Annotated in this window: 17 protein-coding genes and 2 tRNA genes; 8 read left to right on the forward strand and 11 right to left on the reverse strand. The window is 32.2% G+C overall.

Annotation, left to right across the window (positions count from 1 at the left end):
• Window positions 1-42: 42 nt before the first annotated feature.
• The 3 genes from M0M44_RS09570 to M0M44_RS09580 all read right to left on the reverse strand — a co-directional run bounded on the left by M0M44_RS09570 (window position 43) and on the right by M0M44_RS09580 (window position 3,118).
• Window positions 43-1,299 (reverse strand): outer membrane protein assembly factor BamB, encoded by a 1,257-nt coding sequence (locus tag M0M44_RS09570; protein WP_248729546.1) that lies wholly within the window; start codon window positions 1,297-1,299, stop codon window positions 43-45.
• Between the two features lie 167 nt (window positions 1,300-1,466).
• Window positions 1,467-1,538: transfer RNA gene (locus M0M44_RS09575), tRNA-Glu, on the reverse strand.
• A 425-nt stretch (window positions 1,539-1,963) separates the two neighbouring features.
• Window positions 1,964-3,118 (reverse strand): helix-turn-helix domain-containing protein, encoded by a 1,155-nt coding sequence (locus M0M44_RS09580; protein ID WP_248729547.1) that lies wholly within the window; start codon window positions 3,116-3,118, stop codon window positions 1,964-1,966.
• 364 nt (window positions 3,119-3,482) lie between these two features.
• On the opposite strand from M0M44_RS09580, the gene M0M44_RS09585 reads away from it, so the two are divergent.
• From M0M44_RS09585 to M0M44_RS09610, 6 genes are all read left to right on the forward strand, one after another.
• Entirely contained in the window at window positions 3,483-4,187 is a 705-nt protein-coding gene (locus M0M44_RS09585; RefSeq protein WP_248729548.1) for a hypothetical protein, read from the forward strand.
• A 2-nt stretch (window positions 4,188-4,189) separates the two neighbouring features.
• Complete coding sequence (locus tag M0M44_RS09590) at window positions 4,190-4,891, forward strand: M23 family metallopeptidase (RefSeq protein ID WP_248729549.1); 702 nt, start codon at window positions 4,190-4,192, stop codon at window positions 4,889-4,891.
• A 240-nt stretch (window positions 4,892-5,131) separates the two neighbouring features.
• Window positions 5,132-5,317: a hypothetical protein gene (locus M0M44_RS09595; RefSeq protein ID WP_248729550.1), complete on the forward strand. Its 186-nt coding sequence runs from the start codon at window positions 5,132-5,134 to the stop codon at window positions 5,315-5,317.
• A 306-nt stretch (window positions 5,318-5,623) separates the two neighbouring features.
• A complete protein-coding gene (locus M0M44_RS09600) occupies window positions 5,624-6,001 on the forward strand; it encodes a DUF4440 domain-containing protein (RefSeq protein ID WP_248729551.1) in 378 nt (125 codons plus the stop codon).
• A 228-nt stretch (window positions 6,002-6,229) separates the two neighbouring features.
• Complete coding sequence (locus M0M44_RS09605) at window positions 6,230-7,708, forward strand: serine hydrolase (protein ID WP_248729552.1); 1,479 nt, start codon at window positions 6,230-6,232, stop codon at window positions 7,706-7,708.
• Between the two features lie 238 nt (window positions 7,709-7,946).
• On the forward strand, window positions 7,947-9,020 hold the full coding sequence (locus M0M44_RS09610; protein ID WP_248729553.1) for a hypothetical protein: 1,074 nt from the start codon (window positions 7,947-7,949) through the stop codon (window positions 9,018-9,020).
• An 89-nt stretch (window positions 9,021-9,109) separates the two neighbouring features.
• On the opposite strand, the gene M0M44_RS09615 is transcribed toward M0M44_RS09610, so the two are convergent.
• The 4 genes from M0M44_RS09615 to M0M44_RS09630 form a co-directional block, all read right to left on the reverse strand.
• Window positions 9,110-9,182, reverse strand: a tRNA-Met gene (locus M0M44_RS09615).
• A 91-nt stretch (window positions 9,183-9,273) separates the two neighbouring features.
• Window positions 9,274-9,798, reverse strand: coding sequence for a DUF4269 domain-containing protein (locus M0M44_RS09620; protein ID WP_248729554.1), 525 nt, complete (start codon window positions 9,796-9,798; stop codon window positions 9,274-9,276).
• Entirely contained in the window at window positions 9,791-11,323 is a 1,533-nt protein-coding gene (locus M0M44_RS09625; protein WP_248729555.1) for a glycosyltransferase family 39 protein, read from the reverse strand. The genes M0M44_RS09620 and M0M44_RS09625 overlap by 8 nt, the downstream gene beginning before the upstream one ends.
• Window positions 11,324-11,467: 144 nt before the next feature.
• Window positions 11,468-12,016, reverse strand: coding sequence for a DUF4494 domain-containing protein (locus tag M0M44_RS09630; RefSeq protein WP_248729556.1), 549 nt, complete (start codon window positions 12,014-12,016; stop codon window positions 11,468-11,470).
• A gap of 418 nt (window positions 12,017-12,434) precedes the next feature.
• On the opposite strand from M0M44_RS09630, the gene M0M44_RS09635 reads away from it, so the two are divergent.
• Complete coding sequence (locus M0M44_RS09635) at window positions 12,435-12,677, forward strand: hypothetical protein (protein WP_248729557.1); 243 nt, start codon at window positions 12,435-12,437, stop codon at window positions 12,675-12,677.
• Between the two features lie 29 nt (window positions 12,678-12,706).
• Here M0M44_RS09635 and M0M44_RS09640 read toward each other — a convergent pair whose 3' ends face one another.
• Both M0M44_RS09640 and M0M44_RS09645 read right to left on the reverse strand, forming a co-directional pair.
• On the reverse strand, window positions 12,707-13,645 hold the full coding sequence (locus M0M44_RS09640; protein WP_248729558.1) for a hypothetical protein: 939 nt from the start codon (window positions 13,643-13,645) through the stop codon (window positions 12,707-12,709).
• A gap of 88 nt (window positions 13,646-13,733) precedes the next feature.
• Entirely contained in the window at window positions 13,734-14,273 is a 540-nt protein-coding gene (locus M0M44_RS09645) for a helix-turn-helix domain-containing protein (protein ID WP_248729559.1), read from the reverse strand.
• Window positions 14,274-14,452: 179 nt separating this feature from the next.
• Here M0M44_RS09645 and M0M44_RS09650 point away from each other — a divergent pair, with 179 nt between their 5' ends.
• On the forward strand, window positions 14,453-15,919 hold the full coding sequence (locus M0M44_RS09650) for a glycoside hydrolase family 130 protein (RefSeq protein WP_248729560.1): 1,467 nt from the start codon (window positions 14,453-14,455) through the stop codon (window positions 15,917-15,919).
• A 2-nt stretch (window positions 15,920-15,921) separates the two neighbouring features.
• On the opposite strand, the gene M0M44_RS09655 is transcribed toward M0M44_RS09650, so the two are convergent.
• Both M0M44_RS09655 and M0M44_RS09660 read right to left on the reverse strand, forming a co-directional pair.
• Window positions 15,922-16,698 (reverse strand): TIGR03915 family putative DNA repair protein, encoded by a 777-nt coding sequence (locus tag M0M44_RS09655; RefSeq protein WP_248729561.1) that lies wholly within the window; start codon window positions 16,696-16,698, stop codon window positions 15,922-15,924.
• A gap of 5 nt (window positions 16,699-16,703) precedes the next feature.
• Window positions 16,704-17,960 carry a putative DNA modification/repair radical SAM protein gene (locus M0M44_RS09660; protein WP_248729562.1) on the reverse strand — a complete coding sequence of 419 codons (1,257 nt, stop codon included), beginning with the start codon at window positions 17,958-17,960 and terminating at the stop codon, window positions 16,704-16,706.
• Window positions 17,961-18,047 lie beyond the last annotated feature (87 nt).

Below are 18,047 nucleotides of genomic sequence, written 5' to 3' on the forward strand. Positions count from 1 at the left end.
GAAAAAATGGTCTTTTTTTTATTTCAAAATGCAACAAGGCTATTATCGAATTATCTTTAAATAAGCGCTGTAAGGATCATCTTTAAGTGAGGTGCGCATGTAGTATACGTTTTCGTCTTTTTCTTTTAAATCAAATTGAATTAAGCCTGCATCGCAATAATAGTAAAGTAGGTTATCATCGGCAGGGAATTCTATATTGGAAATTGGCAGTGTAGTTAGTTTTTCTTCAAATGCAATTTCACCGTTTGATAAGTCCAGTTCAAAAAGCTTCTTTTTGCGTGTATATCCCCAAAGATTATCCACTTCCTTAACGATGTATTCTACATTATCCCCTTTAAAATCTGTTTTCCAAAGCTGAGTTCCTGTTTTAGAATCTACAGCGTATATTGAAGAAACTTCTGGTCCTTGCGCTGCAAAATATAGCTTTTTGTCGTGGCATACTATGCGTTCCTTAACGTTGTTCTGGTTTTCTTCTATTTTAAATTGCCACAAAACATCAAGACTGTTTGGTTTTAAAGCATACAGCCAATTTTTATCGCCTGCAATAAAAACACTTTCACCATCTGTAACTGGTTTTCCAGTCATGGTTTCATCAAAGCTTTTTTGGTAAAGCAATTTTCCTGTATTAGCTTCAAAACAATACACATTATTTGCGCTTTGAGTAAAGATCTTATTGTCGAAAAATAATGGCTCAATATCGTTGTTTGGAGTGTCTAATTTATAATTCCAAGCTAAGCTTCCGTCTTTTAGATCCAACGCGTATAAATTACTGCTCTGGTTTTGATTTTGAGCCGTAATAAATAATTTTCCGTTTGCTATAATCGGAGTTTGGTCTTTTAGGACAATCTGATCTGTAATGTTTCCTAATCTAGATTTCCAAAAAATAGTTCCTGTTCCGTTGTCTACGGCATAAATTTCCCCATTAATAAACGGAATATAAACAACTCCGTCCTGAATGGTTATTTTGTTAGCGCACATTTCTGTGTGGGCGTCTGAAGCTTTTACCGTCCAAACAATGCTTTCGACCTCCAGATCCCATGAAAAAAGTGAACCATCATAATCGTAAATTAAAATTGAGGTGTCGTCTAGAGAAATCTTTTTAAGTGGTTTTAGAGACTTATTCGTGACAGCTTCTTCGGTAGGCAGTTTGCTGTTGGTGTAGTTGGTTTTGCTGGCGGGCGATTGTCCAGACATATTTGCAAAGGTGAATACAAATAAAAGGGCTATTAATTTGTGTTTCATTTTAAGATTTGGGTTGATTTTTTGATTGTGTTTGTAATCTGAAATTACTTCATTCATAACTTCTTGTTTGCTTTGTTATTGTGTTTGCTGTATTTGTGTTTTATTAATTGCCAATTTGTAGGTTTTGCGCGCTTTTAATATTGTTCTCAAATCCTCAAACATTTAAAGAAGTAAATATAAATAAAAAAAGCTCCAGATTTCTCTGAAGCTTTTGTCTTAGTAAGTAGTCCGTGGGGGAATCGAACCCCCCTTACCAGGATGAAAACCTGGCGTCCTAACCGATAGACGAACGGACCTGCTTTGCTATTGCGGCTGCAAAAGTGCAACTATTTTTGAGATGTACAAAGGATTTTGAGAAAAATTTTTATTTTTTTTTGATGGGAAATCATTTTGGGCGATCAATATTGATGTGTTGATCCAGTTATTTGCTTTGTATTTGTTTGATTAATAAATTGTTGTTGATGCATTATGTAAACGAAAATATTTGTTTTTTTAGAGAAAAATAATTTTCAGAAATATTGAATAATTTTGTTTTTGAAAGAATATTTTTATGTGTTTTTAATAGGTGAGGCAAGTAAAAAAAACAGATTTCTCTGAAGCTTCGTTTAAAAGCAAACATCATGACAAATAGTAAATAGTTTTTTTATAAAAAAGAATTTGATTTATGGAATGTCAAAAATCAAATAATAAAGATCTTATAAGGTTTCAAAAACTTAACGCTTTACAAAATGGAACTCATTTTTTTGCTATTTCTGTATTCCTTAGGTGTCTTGCCAGTAACTTTTTTAAAAGCGCTGTAAAAAGTAGTTTTTGAAGTAAATCCAGATTCCAATCCCATGGTTAGCAAATTGTAATTTTCATATTCAGCATTTAAAATCATCTCTTTTACGGCTTCGACACGATATTGATTAATGTAATTGGCAAAGTTGTCTCCCGTGATCACGTTTACAATTTGTGAAAGATATCCCGTGCTTATACCTAATTTTTCGGCAATTTTTTCTCTGTTTAATGTACTATCAGTATAGATATGATGTTCTTTGCAAAGAAGTTCCAGTTTTTGGAAATGAAGATTATCAGCGTTTATTGATTCTTTGTTTTCTTCTTTATGATTGCTTCCTGAAATTGAAAATGGGTTATCATCTGCAATTGCTAAATCTTTATTTAGAAAATTGTAAATGCTGTCTCTGTCTTTGGCAAGTTTGTATTTGTAAATGCCAAAATAAGAAGTCCAGTGGATTAAAAATGTTCCGAATAAAGCTAAAATTCTCATCGTTGCCGAAATGTCAAATTGGAAAAACAAACCTATGATGATGGCAATAACCCACGAAAATAATAATGCAGAAACTAGGCTTAATAATATAATTACCCATTTTTTTTCCTGTTTGTCTTTTAAATGCTTTATCATAAAATAAGAATAAACCAGCACGAAGGGGATAAATGTAAGCGCGAAAATAAGCGCAATCTGATTTAATACATCGATTATATTGAGGCCTAATTCGGGAATTTTATATAAGCCAGCTACAGCATCAAGATCATATGTAACATTAAGAACAGCTGAATACGCAAATGGAATAAAAAATAAAAATATCTTTTGTCTGCTTTTCACAGCGTCATCAACTCGGTTTATAATAAATAGGAATATGAAAACAGGTAAAAGAAAAGCGGTTTCAACATCGTCAATAAAGCGTAAAAAAGGAAAGACTGAATAAGCATCTTCAATCTCGAAAACCAAATTCAGTAAAAGTAAGGAAAGGGTAAATATCGCATAGGCGAGATATTGGTTTGATTTACTATTGAACAATGAAGACTTTAAAATAATTATGCCTAATACTATTCCCTGAAAAATTGCAATATTTAGAAGTGTTGTATAAATCAAGTTTTTAGTATAAAGTTGTTTTTAAGATTTGTCTTTTCAGTTATTCTTGACAATGCAATAGTCAGTTGTTTATAAAAAAATAGCTTATTTCATGCGAATTGACAGAACGAATTTATAGCAATGCAGATGATTTTCTTAACAGATTAAGAAATGATTAACTAAAATGATTTCTCTATAAATGAAATTGAAATTTTTTATTTATGATATTGATTTTTAATTTTTTAAGTAGAATTATTCTCGATTTTTTCTTTTTACAAGTAGTGGTTCTTTAGTTCGGATTTCTCAAGTGTTAAGGTATTGAAACCTTGTCACTCTTCAATTCACATAGTTTTGACCAATAATCCACTTAATCATCTCAAATTTTATGAAATTAAATCGACTCTTGTTTAGTGCCGCCATTTTGTCTGCGGTATCTGTTCAATCTCAAATCACGCAAAAAAAGAATCAGCTCGAGTTTTCTGTTGGAAATAATTGGGGGTATTTGAAAAATCTCGAATTTGCTCCCGTAGCAATGTATGATTATGAAGGTTTGGTGTATAAATTAAACTATACTCGAACCAGTAAGAATGATAATTTGTTTGAGGTAAATCTAGACTATCTATCATCAGACCTAAAAACAGATAAGCTGTCCAATCTCAACACAGATTACTACAAAGGCGGAATGAACTTTTCGTATCTAAAAAAGGTTTACGATAGGGATCGATTTAGAATACACGCAGGATTGCAGTCCCGAACTTCTTTGGCTGCTTATCATCATGGAGATTATGTTTCGTTCCATCAAGAATTTGGAATTGCGGGTAGATTCAGTTATCAGATAAATGAAAAACAATATTTATCTTCAAAATTAACCCTTCCTGTTATTCTTCTTCGAGTTACCAATGCCGAAGGTAAATTTTACACTTTAGATAACTATCAGAGTGTATTTTGGGATTTAGAATATGGTTATAAACTCTCCAATCATTTTGACGTAAAGGCAACTTACAATTTTAATTATTCTCGACTTCAAATTCCAAGTGCTTATAGAGAATTACAGCATCAATTAAATCTTGGTATTAACTATAAATTCTAATTATGAAATACATCAAATCTGCAGTTTACGTTTTTATATTCACATCTTCTTTTTTGCTCATATCTTGTGCAGATATGCTGATGGGAGACGAAGGAAAATACGATGAAGAAGTCTATTTAAATTACAAAACAAAAACAGTGCTAGAATTGCCTTTTGAAGATGACTGGTACATAGTTGCAGGCGGAAAATCGCTAGAAAAAAATCATCATTTTGCACCTGTCCGCCACCAGAGATATGCACTCGATATGGTTAGTATTATAAATAGAAGCAACAAAACGGGAGACGGAACTAAAAATGAAGATTATTATTGTTTTGGCAAACGTTTAAATGCACCTGGCGATGGAAAAATTATTGCAATGGAAAATGCAATAGAAGATAATGTTCCTGGGATTAAAAACAGTAAAAAAGCATTAGGCAATTACGTTGTAATTGATCATTTAAATGGAGAATACTCTTTTATGCTTCATTTTAAAAAGAACTCGATAATAGTTGCAGTAGGAGATACTGTAATAAGGGGGCAGCAGGTAGGTTTGGCAGGAAACAGCGGTTATTCTACTGGTCCGCATTTGCACTACCATTTGCAGACAACTCCGTCACTGGAAACAGGTGTTGGTATTCCGATGCAATTTATAAACTACTATACTGACGATGTTTTTACAGAAAGAGGAGAACCTACAACCGGTCAAACAGTAAGGAAAAAATGAGATCTTATAATCAATTGATTACGGTATTCTTGGCGGTTGGTTTAAATGATTAAATAAGATTGAAAAAATGAGACAAACCGTAAAAGTTTAACATTAAAATAAAGTATATTCGTACACTGTTTTTAGGTCTTACATTTATTTATTATTAAATATAGAAAACATTCTTGCGCGAGGATAGACAAAAATCCCAAGTGTCTTTAAATGATTGGGGTATTGCTGAATTTTAAAAACTTTATCATTATGTTTAAAAAAAAATTAAAATTGGAAGGAGCTCAAGAATTAACTAAAAATGAGCTAAAAGCTGTAAAAGGAGGAGTTACAGAGGTTTGCGCTAAAGCACTTATAAGCGGAGAGGCAATCTTAAAAAATGGTGCATGTCCTCCAGAATATCCTCTAGCAGGTGGAGGTTGTTGTTTCTCATTGTAATAGTTAATTTTATATAAAAAGAAAATAAACTAATACGCTTACTCGGTGGATTGTATAAATGGTATATAATCTTCGATAATAGGTTTATATTTTTAAGAAGAGAGAAACTTGTTTTCTCTCTCTCTTTATAATCCAATAAGAAAATTTTAGAGATGATAGAGTTTGGAGAATATTTAATTTCTCCCTGTCTTGAATAAGACAGCTATTAAGAAGCTTTGTTGCGAAATTAAATCTATGTTAAAAGAGCAACTTTATTTCAATTTTAATGTGAAATTTGTGAAATGTCTAATTAACAAAGAGATAATTATGGAAGGACAAATTATAGAATTGGAAAAAAAATACTGGCACGGAGTTGAAAATAATGATTACGAAACGGTAAAAAATCTGACGCTGTTTCCTTGCATAGTTGCCGGAAAAAATGGTATTCAGAGTATCAGTGAAGCTGATTTTAAAAATATGTTCGACTCAGGGCAAACCAATAAAATAAAAGTACTGAACATCTATGATGTAAAAGAAGAACTAATTGCCGAAAACGCTGCCGTAATAGGATATCGTCTCGATTTTGAGATAGTAGATCATAGCCCAAAAGAACCTATCAAATGTGTCTGTACTTCTACCTGGATTAAAGAAAATAGCAAGTGGACATGTGTGATGCATACTGAAACAGAGCTGGAAAAAAATTAGAAATCATATATATTTTCCAAATTGCGAGAGCGTGCCGCTGTGAACACAAACGAATAAAAAAAGCTTCAGATCTGAAGCTTTTTGTTTTATAGCGTAATTTTATTTTAGTTTAATGGAAAATATATAGTTGCACTATACTTTTAGAAAAAAAATACAGTAATAATATTTCATTATATTCGTTAAAAAATCAATCAATCAATCAATCAATCAATCAATCAATCAATCAAAATGAAAAAACAAGTATTTCTTTATTTTACGGTTTTACTTTTTACAAGTAGTATATCAGGACAAGAGATAAAAGATTTCTTTTCAACACTTGCTAAAAATAATCTTTTTAATGGCAGTGTTTTAATTTCCAAATCAGGAGAAACTATTTTCTCTAATTCTTATGGATATTCTAATATGGAGAAGAAAGAAAAAATCAATGAAAAATCTCAGTTTACAATTGCATCGGTATCAAAAACATTTACTGCGGTAGCAATACTGCAGCTTAAACAAAAAGGAAAATTAAATATTGATGATCCAGTCCAAAAATATCTTCTGGATTTTCCTTATCCAAATGTTAGTATTAGACATTTGCTAAGCCATACTTCTGGATTGGCGCAATATTATCGTCTATTTGATAGTGCAATGAAGGAAAAGCCAGAAAAAATTTTTTCTAATGAGGATATCATACCGGCATTAATTGAGAATAAAGTACCGCTTTCATTTGCTCCAGGAGACAAATGGGAATATAATAATGTTAATTTCTGTCTTGCGGCTTTAATAGTGGAAAAAATAGCTGGGATTAATTTTAGAGATTATTTAGCGAAAAACATTTTCGAACCTGCAAAAATGAAAGATTCATTTCTTCCTAAGAATAGAATGCTTAAAGAGCCAAATCAGGTAGAATTGTATACTTATCCCAATTTTTACTCGACTAGTGTAGTGAATGTTCAAACCCTAAAAGAAACTTTTTTGATAGATGAGAAAAGCAATTTCTATGGACCAGGAGGCATTGTAAGCACAGCTCTAGATTTGCAGAAGTACCAAAAAGCATTATTTAGTTATCAGCTTTTAGGCAAGAAAGAATTAGAAGAAGCACTGACACCAGCAAAACTTAATGATGGAAAAATTGCTTCTTATCGCGCGTACGAAAAAGAGATTGCCTATGGTTTGGGTTGGCAGACCTATACTAATGAGAGTAATGAAAAAATAGCTTTTCACGATGGACTCAATACTGGGCTTACATCAATTTTAATGCACAATATTACTAGAAATCACACTGTTATTTTGCTGTCTAATACAGCAAGTCAGGTTTTTGTTATAGGCAATGAAGCTTTGAAAATAATTGAGAATAAGCCTTATAAAATGCCTCTACCGAGTCTTTCGAGAGTCTATGGCAGTTTGCTCGAAAGTGGGAATAAAGAAAAAGCAAATCAGTTAATTGAAGAATATTTAAAAAAGCCAGACAGCTACGAAGTAACAGAAAGAGATTTCAATAGATTAGGGTATCAATTTCTTAGATCGCAAAAAACAGACAATTCTTTACTCACATTTGCGTCAGCGACATTAATTTTTCCAAATAGCTCAAATATGTATGATAGCTATGGAGAGGCGTTGCTCCAAAGTGGTAAAAAAGAGGATGCAATTAAAATGTATCAAAAATCTCTTGAATTAAATCCAGATAATGAAAATGGTAAAAAGGTATTAAAGAAGTTGTTGTAATTGCCAAGATATTAAAGCATTTAATCAAAGCGTAGAGAAAAGCTTCAGAGAAATCTGAAGCTTTTGTCTTAAATAGCGGGAAGCATTCAATTATTTAACCAGATTATGAATGATTTTTATGAAGTTGCTTGTGCTAATAATGTGGCTTAACTTTGATTTTACTATTTGTTTTATTATTAGCTAAAATAAATAAATTACCTATTTTTGAAATTACATAATTAAAATTTCAAAGCTAAAAATGAAAAACTTTTTTTTAATATCGATAATTATATTTCTTACTTCATTTAAATCTTTTGAGACAGATTCATATTTGAATTTCGATTATGAAGTAAAATATTTAATTAATAAAAGTGAATGTTCTGTTTTTATATGCAAATCAAATCCAAAAGATTTTTTTATAATTTACGATAAATCTTATTTGTTTGATCTTTTACGAAATGATAATTTATTTAAAATAAGTTTCACTAAAAATGAAATTGATTATGATTTATCTAAATATCAGCCATCATCAAAAAAAGTATTTACTGAAATAGTTGAAACTAAAGAAACAAAAAATGTTGGAGGCATAGCTTGTACTAAATTTATCGGGGAGATAAAATCTAGAGATTTTCAAACTGTAGAAGTTTTTATTGCAAAAAACAATAAAATCAACAACGTTAATTTTTTGACCATTCAGGGATTTAAAGTTAATTCTGAGGTCAAAGGTTTAGTAGTAGAAATAAATAAGGTAAATAATAAAACGAAAGAAATTAAATCGGATTTATCGCTAATAGATTTTAAGAAAAATGAGAAATCTTTAAAAATTAATGATGAGATCTTAAATAAAATGGTCTACAAAAATAAAGTAGATTCTGAATTGCTTAAAAGAGAGTGGGATAAAGAAATAAGCGGAGGTAATAATGGTGTTTCTATTTCTGTTGAAGATGCTATTGCTTTCAATGACGCTGATTCGGGTAATAAAAATCAATTAATATCTAGAAATAAAAGCGATGAAAATAAACAGAAGTACATAAATATTGCTGAACGAAATCATAAATATTTTAAGTTTAAAGACGGAAATTGGGATCAGTATGTTGCAACCAATTTTAAGTTTACAGGGAAACGACCTAGTGGATCTACTTATAATTTTAAAGCGTATTGTACAATTTCTAAAGATGGAATTATTACAAAAATAAGTGATGTACAGCCAGAAGAATACAAGGAAGAATATACTAATTTTTTGAACTCTGTAAAGAATAAGTGGTTTCCTGATGAAGAGTATGGAGAAAAAGTTGAAAGTTCGTATTACATTTTAGCAAGAATTGTTAAATAAAATGATAGAGGTGCATTTTGAAATTTATCCTTAAAAAAAACAAAAATAAACAAAAAAGCTTCAGATTTCTCTGAAGCTTTTTATCGTTGTAGCGGGAACAGGACTCGAACCTGTGACCTTCGGGTTATGAGCCCGACGAGCTGCCTACTGCTCTATCCCGCGATGTTTCGGGTGCAAAGATACACACTAAATACGGTTATGCAAATAATTTTAGTACTTTATTTTTTATAATTTTTAGAAAAGACGGTTTTTCTTATAATTTAAAATCCAGTAATTCTTGGTAAACGTTTCCGTTTAAGCCTAATAGCAAGCCAAATGCAGGTTCTGTTTTTATACCTTTTTCTTTCAGTTTTATGACCTCCAATCGGAAGTTTTCGTCTTTTGAACTTAGAATTTGGTGCTCCATGAGCATATGTCTGTAACCATTTTGAAGTTCGGTCGGGATATTTTGTCCAAAGATTTCGATTTCAAAAGCATCAATAAAAAAGTTTGCTACAACAGATTCTTTTTTATCAATCACGATTTCTTGAATGGTAAAATTGCTTTCTTTTTCGAACTGACTTTTAATTTTTTGAATAAAATCAGATTTGTTTTTCCAATAACAGACAATATCCAAATCGCTGTTTTCGATATCAATATTTATCGGAATTGTACCAACCAAAATAGGATCGAATTCAGCAAGATTGTCCAAAACTCCATGTTTAGTCAACATATGAAATGCAGCTTGCTGTCTTAGATTTCCAGTTTTTAAATAAGATATGTTCTTGAAATTAATCATTTATGATATCACTTTTTTCTTCGTTGATTTCTTGTTCTAATCTTTTATTGATATCGACTTTTGCATTCTTAAAAACAAAAATCGTAGCGCCATATCCTCTAGCATATTGATTCGTGACTTGACCGCCAATAACTGCCGATTCAAAATACGGACTTGTTTCTTTCATTTCTTTGTCGTTTTCTTCGAAATCCTTAATGCGAATAAGATTTTTATATTTAATGGTAAGATCAAACCAATTCAGATAATCGGCATTAAAAGAAACCGCTTTAATTCCTTTTTTAGTGTAATAATTAATCGCTCCAGCTTGTCCGTAATTATCACAAAGTACAATCGTTTCTTTTTGATTTGGCAGTAAAGCATAAAGCGAGTCTGTTTTTCTGGCCAATTCTTTCCAGCCTAGCATATCGGCAAAGTCCTGAGGCAGATGATGATCTTTTCCGTCTTCCCAACGAAGCAGTCCAAGTTTTTTGTAAGGCTCAGAATGTGCAACCATATATTCTGGACTTTTATTTGGAAAAGCAACATTATAGATCGGTATAAAAAGCAATAGAGGAATGAGAATAAAAACAGGTTTAAGAAAGCGTTTCCATCCCGTATTTAGAATTTCTGCAATATAAACTGCTCCAAAAGAAATGTAAATAGGATACAATCCGATGGCATAATAAGCTTTTGCTTTGAAATAAATAAAAATTAAAAGGGTGAAAAAAAACGAAGCAAAAAAGAGCTGATACTTTTTGAAAGACTTATAAAATAATACTGCATAAAGTCCGGCCAAAATCACCAATAATCCGCCGATGAAAAAGAGAATCTGTTCTTTTAGAAAATCACTTAAATTAACGTTAACCAATTGCGTTTCGGCCAATTCTTTCATATGATGTACAATTGGTAAATGGTTGCAGTACTGCCAATACAGATTAGGAAGAATTAGAACTAATCCTAAAATTAAGGCAAAATAAAACTCTTTTTTTGCCAGCATTTTTCGCTGTTTAGAAAGTAAAATAGCAGGAATTAGTCCCAATAACAAAAACAGGATATTGTACTTATTCAAGAAACCGAAGGCAAAAACAACAGCTCCGAAATAAAGCCATTTTGTATTTTCTGAAGTTAGATATTGTATTAAAACATAATACAACGCCGTCCAGCATAAAACATCAAAAGAGTTGGGTTGATAAAGCATGTTCAAGCGTAACAAACAGGAAAGTAAAACACAAATCGCCCCAAGAATTAAAGCGTAGAGATTGCCTTTTAAAAGTTCAATGGTTTTCCAGACAATCAAAAGTGTCAGCGCGCCAAATAGGGCAGGGAAGAACTTAACCCAAAAAACTGAATTTCCGAGCTGAAGAATAATATACGAAAACCAAGAGGTAACAGGCGGAACAGATAAATAACCCCAAGCCAAATGATTTGCTTGATCCAAGTGCAGGTACTCGTCGCGCTGTAAATCGTATTCTGGGCTAATTAAAACGTATTGCAGGATGAATTTTAGAATTATAAATCCAAATAAAATCAGGTTCTTTTTGGTCATGGAGTTTTGGTTTTTGGTCTTCGATTGATAATCTACAGCTAATATATTATTTATTTTGATAAAGTTAAACGAATGAATTTTAAGGAAATAAAAAAAGCTTCAGACAATTCTGAAGCTTTTTGTTTTTTCATGCTTTTTAGGATATTACTCCTCTACAGCAGTTTCAAATTCCATGTGGTCGATCATTTCTGCCTCTGGTTTTTCTGGCTTAGACGCTTTTAAAGCGTTGAATCTTTCTAGCATTTCTGTTTCGCCTTCTTCACCGCTGAAATAAGGGAAAACATCCATAATTGCTGTTTCTGAAATGGCCGGAATAGAATATTCGCCCATTGTATTTTTCATTACGTGAAGTGTGTTGTCAAAGGCTTCGCGAACATCGTTTGCCTGAACCAGCATATACATGCTTGTTTTTCTTTCCTTGCCACTTTCTTCATCATAAGCAATTAGAGTGATTTTAGATTTAAACCATCTGTCCGCATTCTCAAAAGGATGAATTTCGGCATAATTTGCCACTTTGATAGCCGTGATTTTAAATTCTTCACTTGTATACGCGGCCATTTCTTCAGTCATTCTTTTTTCAGCTTCTGTGTAAGACAAAGCATCAACCAAATAGGGCTCGGTTAAAACTTTTTGTCCTCCGGTTTCATCTGTCTTTCTATATTTTACTTTGCATTCGTACCAAGTTGCGCTCATCTCTTTTTAAATTTTAAGGATGCCAAAGATAAATCTTACTGCAAAATAAATAGTTAAATCTTCAAATAGATATTCACAATTTTAGATGATTTTTGCTAATGTTTTGAGATTCTGAATGTTGTATTTTTAATGGTAAAAATGATTTGTAATCACATTCATTCTTTTCTATTTTGCCTAAAAGTAAAAATAATTCATCCCTGTTTTTAATTTAAACATTTGTATTTCAGTTGTTTATTTTTCTTGATTTGAAAATTGTAAAAAAAAGGAAAATTACTAAATCCAAAAAATCAATTTGTTCGTAAGTAGCAATAGCAATGGCTGGAAACGGAGTTGAATTCAAATGATATTGGTTTTTGGAGCATATTGAATTTTGTCACATTTCCAGCTATTGTTTTTATAAATTATTAAAAATAAAAGGTTGGGGAAATTAAACGTTCAGAAGTTAAAAGAGACTTTAAAATATTTGGAAAGCAAACAGCGTGAATTAAAAAAACAAAATCAAAACGATACGCGAAGTCTAGAATCAATGATTAAATATTTAAAAAAAGATATGATGGAGCAGCACGACTTGTCTGAACATCATCAGCTAATAAAACAAGAAATCAAAGACACAGAAATTTTTATCGAAAATGTCAAAAACATCATTAAAATCAATTCCTAAAAGCCGTTTTTTATTGTAAAATTTTACTCTTATTCCAACTTAAATTTTTCGTTTTTACAATCCAGAATTAATTTGTGATGGAGGAAAAGTTTGTTGCCAATCATTCCTTGCATTCCAGAACGCTTCATTAAGAATTTTTGAAGGTCTGAAGTGCCTTCTATGTAGGTAACTTCAGAGAGGTTTAGAATCACTTTGTCAAATTGTATTTTCTTTTTCGTACAAGCAGAATAAACACTCAAAGTATTTCCCCACGAATTTCCTTTTTCGATTCTTACAGCACTGTTTTTAATTCTGTATTGCTGCCAAATTTCCTTTGTAGTTATCAGTTCGTAACCACTAGTTCCAGAATCATACAGCAGTTTTAGTTTTTCATTTTCGATATTTGAAGGCATTAAAATTTTACGTTTTTTAAATTCAAAATTGGAAAAATCATCTTCTTTAATTTTTTCGATGAAGGAACATTGATTGTTTTTGAAATCTAAAATCGCAATGCGTTTTTCTAATAAATCGGTTCCAATTGTTCCAATGATATTGGTTGCTTTTGGGTCATCAAAATTGATTTTTTTGCTATAATTCAAAACTTCAAAATTGGTTGAAACAACTTTCATATTTCCTATTGTTAAAGCAATCGAAATGGGATTGTTTGTCGCATTAATTTTAATCTGATTTCGAAATTTTTCAGCAATAGATTCCAATGATTTTTTGTAAAAAACAGTAACGGCAGAACCCGAATCAAATTGCATATAAAAGGTTTGGTTGATTCCATTCAATTTTACAGGCAAAAGCAAAGCTGAATGGGAATTTTCGTCACTCGAAATCCATTTTATGGGAAGATTTTCTACAATTCCCGAAACCTTCAAATAGTTTTCTGGCGGAGAGAATTTCTTTTGAAAATAAAAATATCCTCCCAACAAGAATAAAACAATAATGACTAAAAAGATGGCTGCAATTTTCTTAAATAATTTCATGGTTTATTTTTTCTGCAAGATTCGGATTTCGATTCCGATTTTGGTGCAAAAACAATACGACAGTTTTACGTCATTTTTGTGACTTTTATTATAAGAATTTGTTTTTCAGTTTTATAGCTAATTCTTGTTTTTGGTTTAAACTGATTCCGTTTAAAATAACAATCAGAAATTTTATGCAAAGAAAGGCAATTAAGGGAATGATGAATAGCGGAAATTTGAAAGTAAATAAACGTTGAATAAACGGACTCACAATCATGATAACCGAAAGAATAAGACTTAAAACAATTTGAAGGCTAACAATTTGTTTTCCTATTTCTTTGTTTTGGGCATCTTGTGTTTTATAAGTTAAAACTAAAGGAAAAATAACACTTCCAAACGGAATAATAAGTCCAGATAAAACAGAAAGGTTAATGAGTATGGCTCTTTCGATTTGGATATTTTCCTTTTTGATAATCAGGTTTTCGGGATTGGTTTCTAGAGCTTCGGCAATTGTTTTTAAGGTAAAACCTTTCAGGATATTCCCCGCTTCAATTCGCTGAATGGTTCGTAATGAAAGACCCGATTTTTCGGCAAGTTCATTTTGAGTCATGTTTTTTTCTTCTCTCAAAAATTTAACTTTATTCTTCATTGTTTTATGTTGGAGGTCCAGAGACGAAATTATGAAAAAACTTTTGATGAAATCAGTATAAAAGAACCTAGTATTATAGGCTAATTCTAAGATTTAATAAAAAATTAAGTTTTTTACTTTAACAAAAATCACTAACTTGTTGGATAATAAATGATTTATTATCATAAAAATTCCCAGTTATGCGAGTATCCGTTGTCCGAAAAAATATAAAGTTTTTACCAGATTCAAGAAGAGTTGTTGCCCGATATTTTATGAATGGGCAAGAACGAACCCAGCAAATGGTACTTCGGATAATGATGCTGGATGAGAAACAGGTACTGCAGACTTTGGAGCAGACGCTTCGTGAATTTGCTAGGAGGCACCGAAATATTTCGGCAGTATTCTTTAGACACTGCGAAAGAATACGACCTATAATAGAAGGAATGCAGATCGATTACGAAGGCATGTCTCTAGACCGAAAAATGCTTATTGGATCGTATTGTACAATGGAGTATGCCATAGAATCTGCGGCGATTTTTAATCCTTCAATTGTAGAAGATTTTGATCAGACGGGATTAGAAGCGGGAGAAAAACGCGTTATTATTTCTTTTCGTGCAACGGGTGAAGGGCATATTTCGTCGATTGTTTTTAGAAGAGCAATTCTAGATCGTGACAATAATCTGCATATCATGAAAATAGGAAATCATATTGATCAGGCAGAAATTGAACATAAAACGTTGTTTAATAAAGAGCGTTTTTTGACCAAACTGTATGAGATGCATACTACTGATAAATATATCGCTCAGATTATGCAGGATCTTCCTGAAGAATTTGAATTTGTTGTTCTTAAAAATATGCTCGTTGAGTCTTTAAAAGATCCTTTAATTCGTGAAGAGAGAAAAGTTGCGTTGGAAGAAATTTTGTGGCTGGCCAATTCTTTTTACGATTTGCAATTCAAACACGATTCTGATATAACGGAACGTGTCATTTTTCCGATTTCTGATTCTGAAAGTCGAGGAATAGAAGATGCGCGTTTTGTGCGTTTTGTTGATGATAATGGTTCAGATCGTGTTATGGCAACCTATACGGCTTATAACGGACACACCATCCTGCCGAAGTTAATTTCTACCGAAGATTTTTATAGCTTTAGAGTTATGCCGCTGCATGGCGAAGGCGCACAGAACAAAAATCTGGCTTTATTTCCTAGAAAAATAAAAGGTAAATATGCTATGCTGGCCAGAATTGATGGCGTTAATAATTACATTATGTATTCTGATCGTGTCACGCAATGGAACACACCAATACTTTTGCAAAAGCCTAAGTTTAATTGGGAATTGACGCAAATAGGAAATTGCGGTTCGCCGTTATGGACAGAAGAAGGCTGGCTTGTTATTACACATGGAGTGGGAACAATGAGACGTTACTGTATTGGTGCTTCATTATTTGATCTGGACGATCCATCAAAAGAAATAGGAAGATTGACAGAACCGTTGCTTTCTCCTTTGGAAGATGAGCGCGAGGGATATGTTCCTAATGTAGTATATTCTTGTGGAGCGATTATTCATAACAACAGTTTAATTCTGCCTTATGCCGTATCTGACTATTGTTCTACTTATGCCGTGGTAGATATGGTAGAGCTGCTGGACGCGCTTAAGAAAAGTAAATAACATTATCTTTTGTTGAGATTTGGGATTTTCTCCGTCAAGTTTTTCCAATATCGTTTTGGCATGTGTTTGATATGAAGTTTGGTGTTTTTTCTTGATTCGATATTGACACTCTTGAAATAATTACGCCATAAATTCTCGAAAAATTCTTCGTTTTCATCATTGATTTCGGCTAGAAAACTAGAGGACGTATTGGACTCAAATTGCATTTCGACCGTAGAAACATTTTCAAGGTCGTAATAAATTCCATACTTGCGTTTTGAATCATAGATGAGCCAGCGCTGGTCGGCGTAACGGTTTTTAAAATGCTGTTCGATAAGTGGTAAAATGTCGCAATCTGGTTCGATAATGGCATAATATAATCCGTCTTTTGTTAGTTTAAAACGAACAAAAGCCTTCATTCTATGGCTTTCTTTTCCCGTTAAATGCGCCGCTTTTTTTACATTCAATACTTCGCTTCGGCTTAAATCTCTTTCAATATTAATTTTACTTGCAAAAACATATGCTGTAAATCGGAACAAAATTTCTTCAATTTGATCCAATTCAGATAAAAAAGCAAAATAAATAGCATGGAAGCCATGATGCGAAAGGCGTTGCTGTAAACCATTCAAAACTCGATTAGCTTTTACCTCATCAGTTGTTACAGAATGGGTATTGGAGAAAAGCAAAGTATTTGAAGTCTCTTCTTTGGCAAAAACAACATCTTTAAGTTTGTATTCGTAGATTTCAAAAATAGCTGTAAGCCAGCCTTCATAACTTCCATCGTAAAGAATTTGTGTCATTTGAATTAAAATAAAGCAAGCTGGTTCGAAAAATTATTCTTGTATTTACTGTTTTGCAGATTCAAAATCTGATTTTTTATTTGAAGCGGAGTCAAGTCTTTCTGTAAATAAAAAGGCGAAGAGAAAGCCAAAAAATACTTGGATCGGCTGTACGAAATTCCAAGTTTCTTTAAATCATCAGGCTGTAATTTTTTGAAAGTTCTAGCAGCAACAATCTTTTTTGCTCCCAAAAATCCTATTCCTGGAATACGCTGAATCATTTCTAAATCTGCGGTATTAATATCAACAGGAAACTGATGAAGATTTCGTAAAGCCCATCCTAATTTTGGATCAATATCTAAGTCAAGATTCGGTTGGTCAAAACCAACAATTTCATTTACATTAAATCCATAATAACGAATTAGCCAATCGGCTTGGTATAAACGATTTTCGCGAATCATAGGTACGGGAGTTCCAATTGCAGGAAGCCTGTTGTCGTGGCTTATTGGTACATAACCAGAATAATAGACACGACGCATTTTCATTTGTTCGTAAAAGTAATTGGCCATTCCAAGAATTTCAAGGTCATTTTCTTTTGTTGCGCCAATCACCATTTGCGTGCTTTGTCCAGCAGGAGCAAAAAGCGGTGTTTTGTAATTCGTTTTTTTCTCTTCTTGGTAACCAATAATCTCATTTTTTAGATATTGCATTGGTTTAATCACATCCTTATGATTTTTGTCTGGAGCGAGTAATTTGAGACTTTGTTCTGTCGGCATTTCGACATTTACACTCAAACGGTCGGCGTATAACCCAGCTTCTTTTAGCAATTCTTCGCTGGCACCTGGAATTGCTTTTAGATGAATATAGCCATTAAAATTTTCTTCCAATCTCAGTTTTTTGACAATTCTAACCAGACGTTCCATTGTGTAATCTGCATTGTCAAAAATTCCAGAACTAAGAAATAGTCCTTCAATATAATTTCTTCTGTAAAAACCAATTGTTAAGTCTACAACTTCTTGTACGGTAAAAGCAGCCCGTTTGATGTCGTTGCTTTTTCGGCTTACACAATAAGCGCAATCAAAAATGCAATGATTGGTAAGAAGGATTTTTAGAAGAGAAACACAGCGTCCATCTTCCGTAAAAGCATGACAGATTCCGCCTCCAGTATCTCCTAATCCCTTATTTTTATTTTTTCGCGTGCTTTGTCCCGATGAGCAAGAAACATCATATTTTGCTGCATCTGCTAAAATTGCCAATTTCTCCATCACTCTTTCCTGTACCATTTTGCTATTTTTTAGTCGTTTTTGAAATAAAAATTCATTCTTTCAAAACTAGGAATTCATGCTAAAAAAGGAACAAAAGAAGCTGTT

It is taken from the genome of Flavobacterium humidisoli (assembly GCF_023272795.1).
In the GTDB taxonomy this organism is placed as follows: Bacteria; Bacteroidota; Bacteroidia; order Flavobacteriales; family Flavobacteriaceae; genus Flavobacterium; species Flavobacterium humidisoli.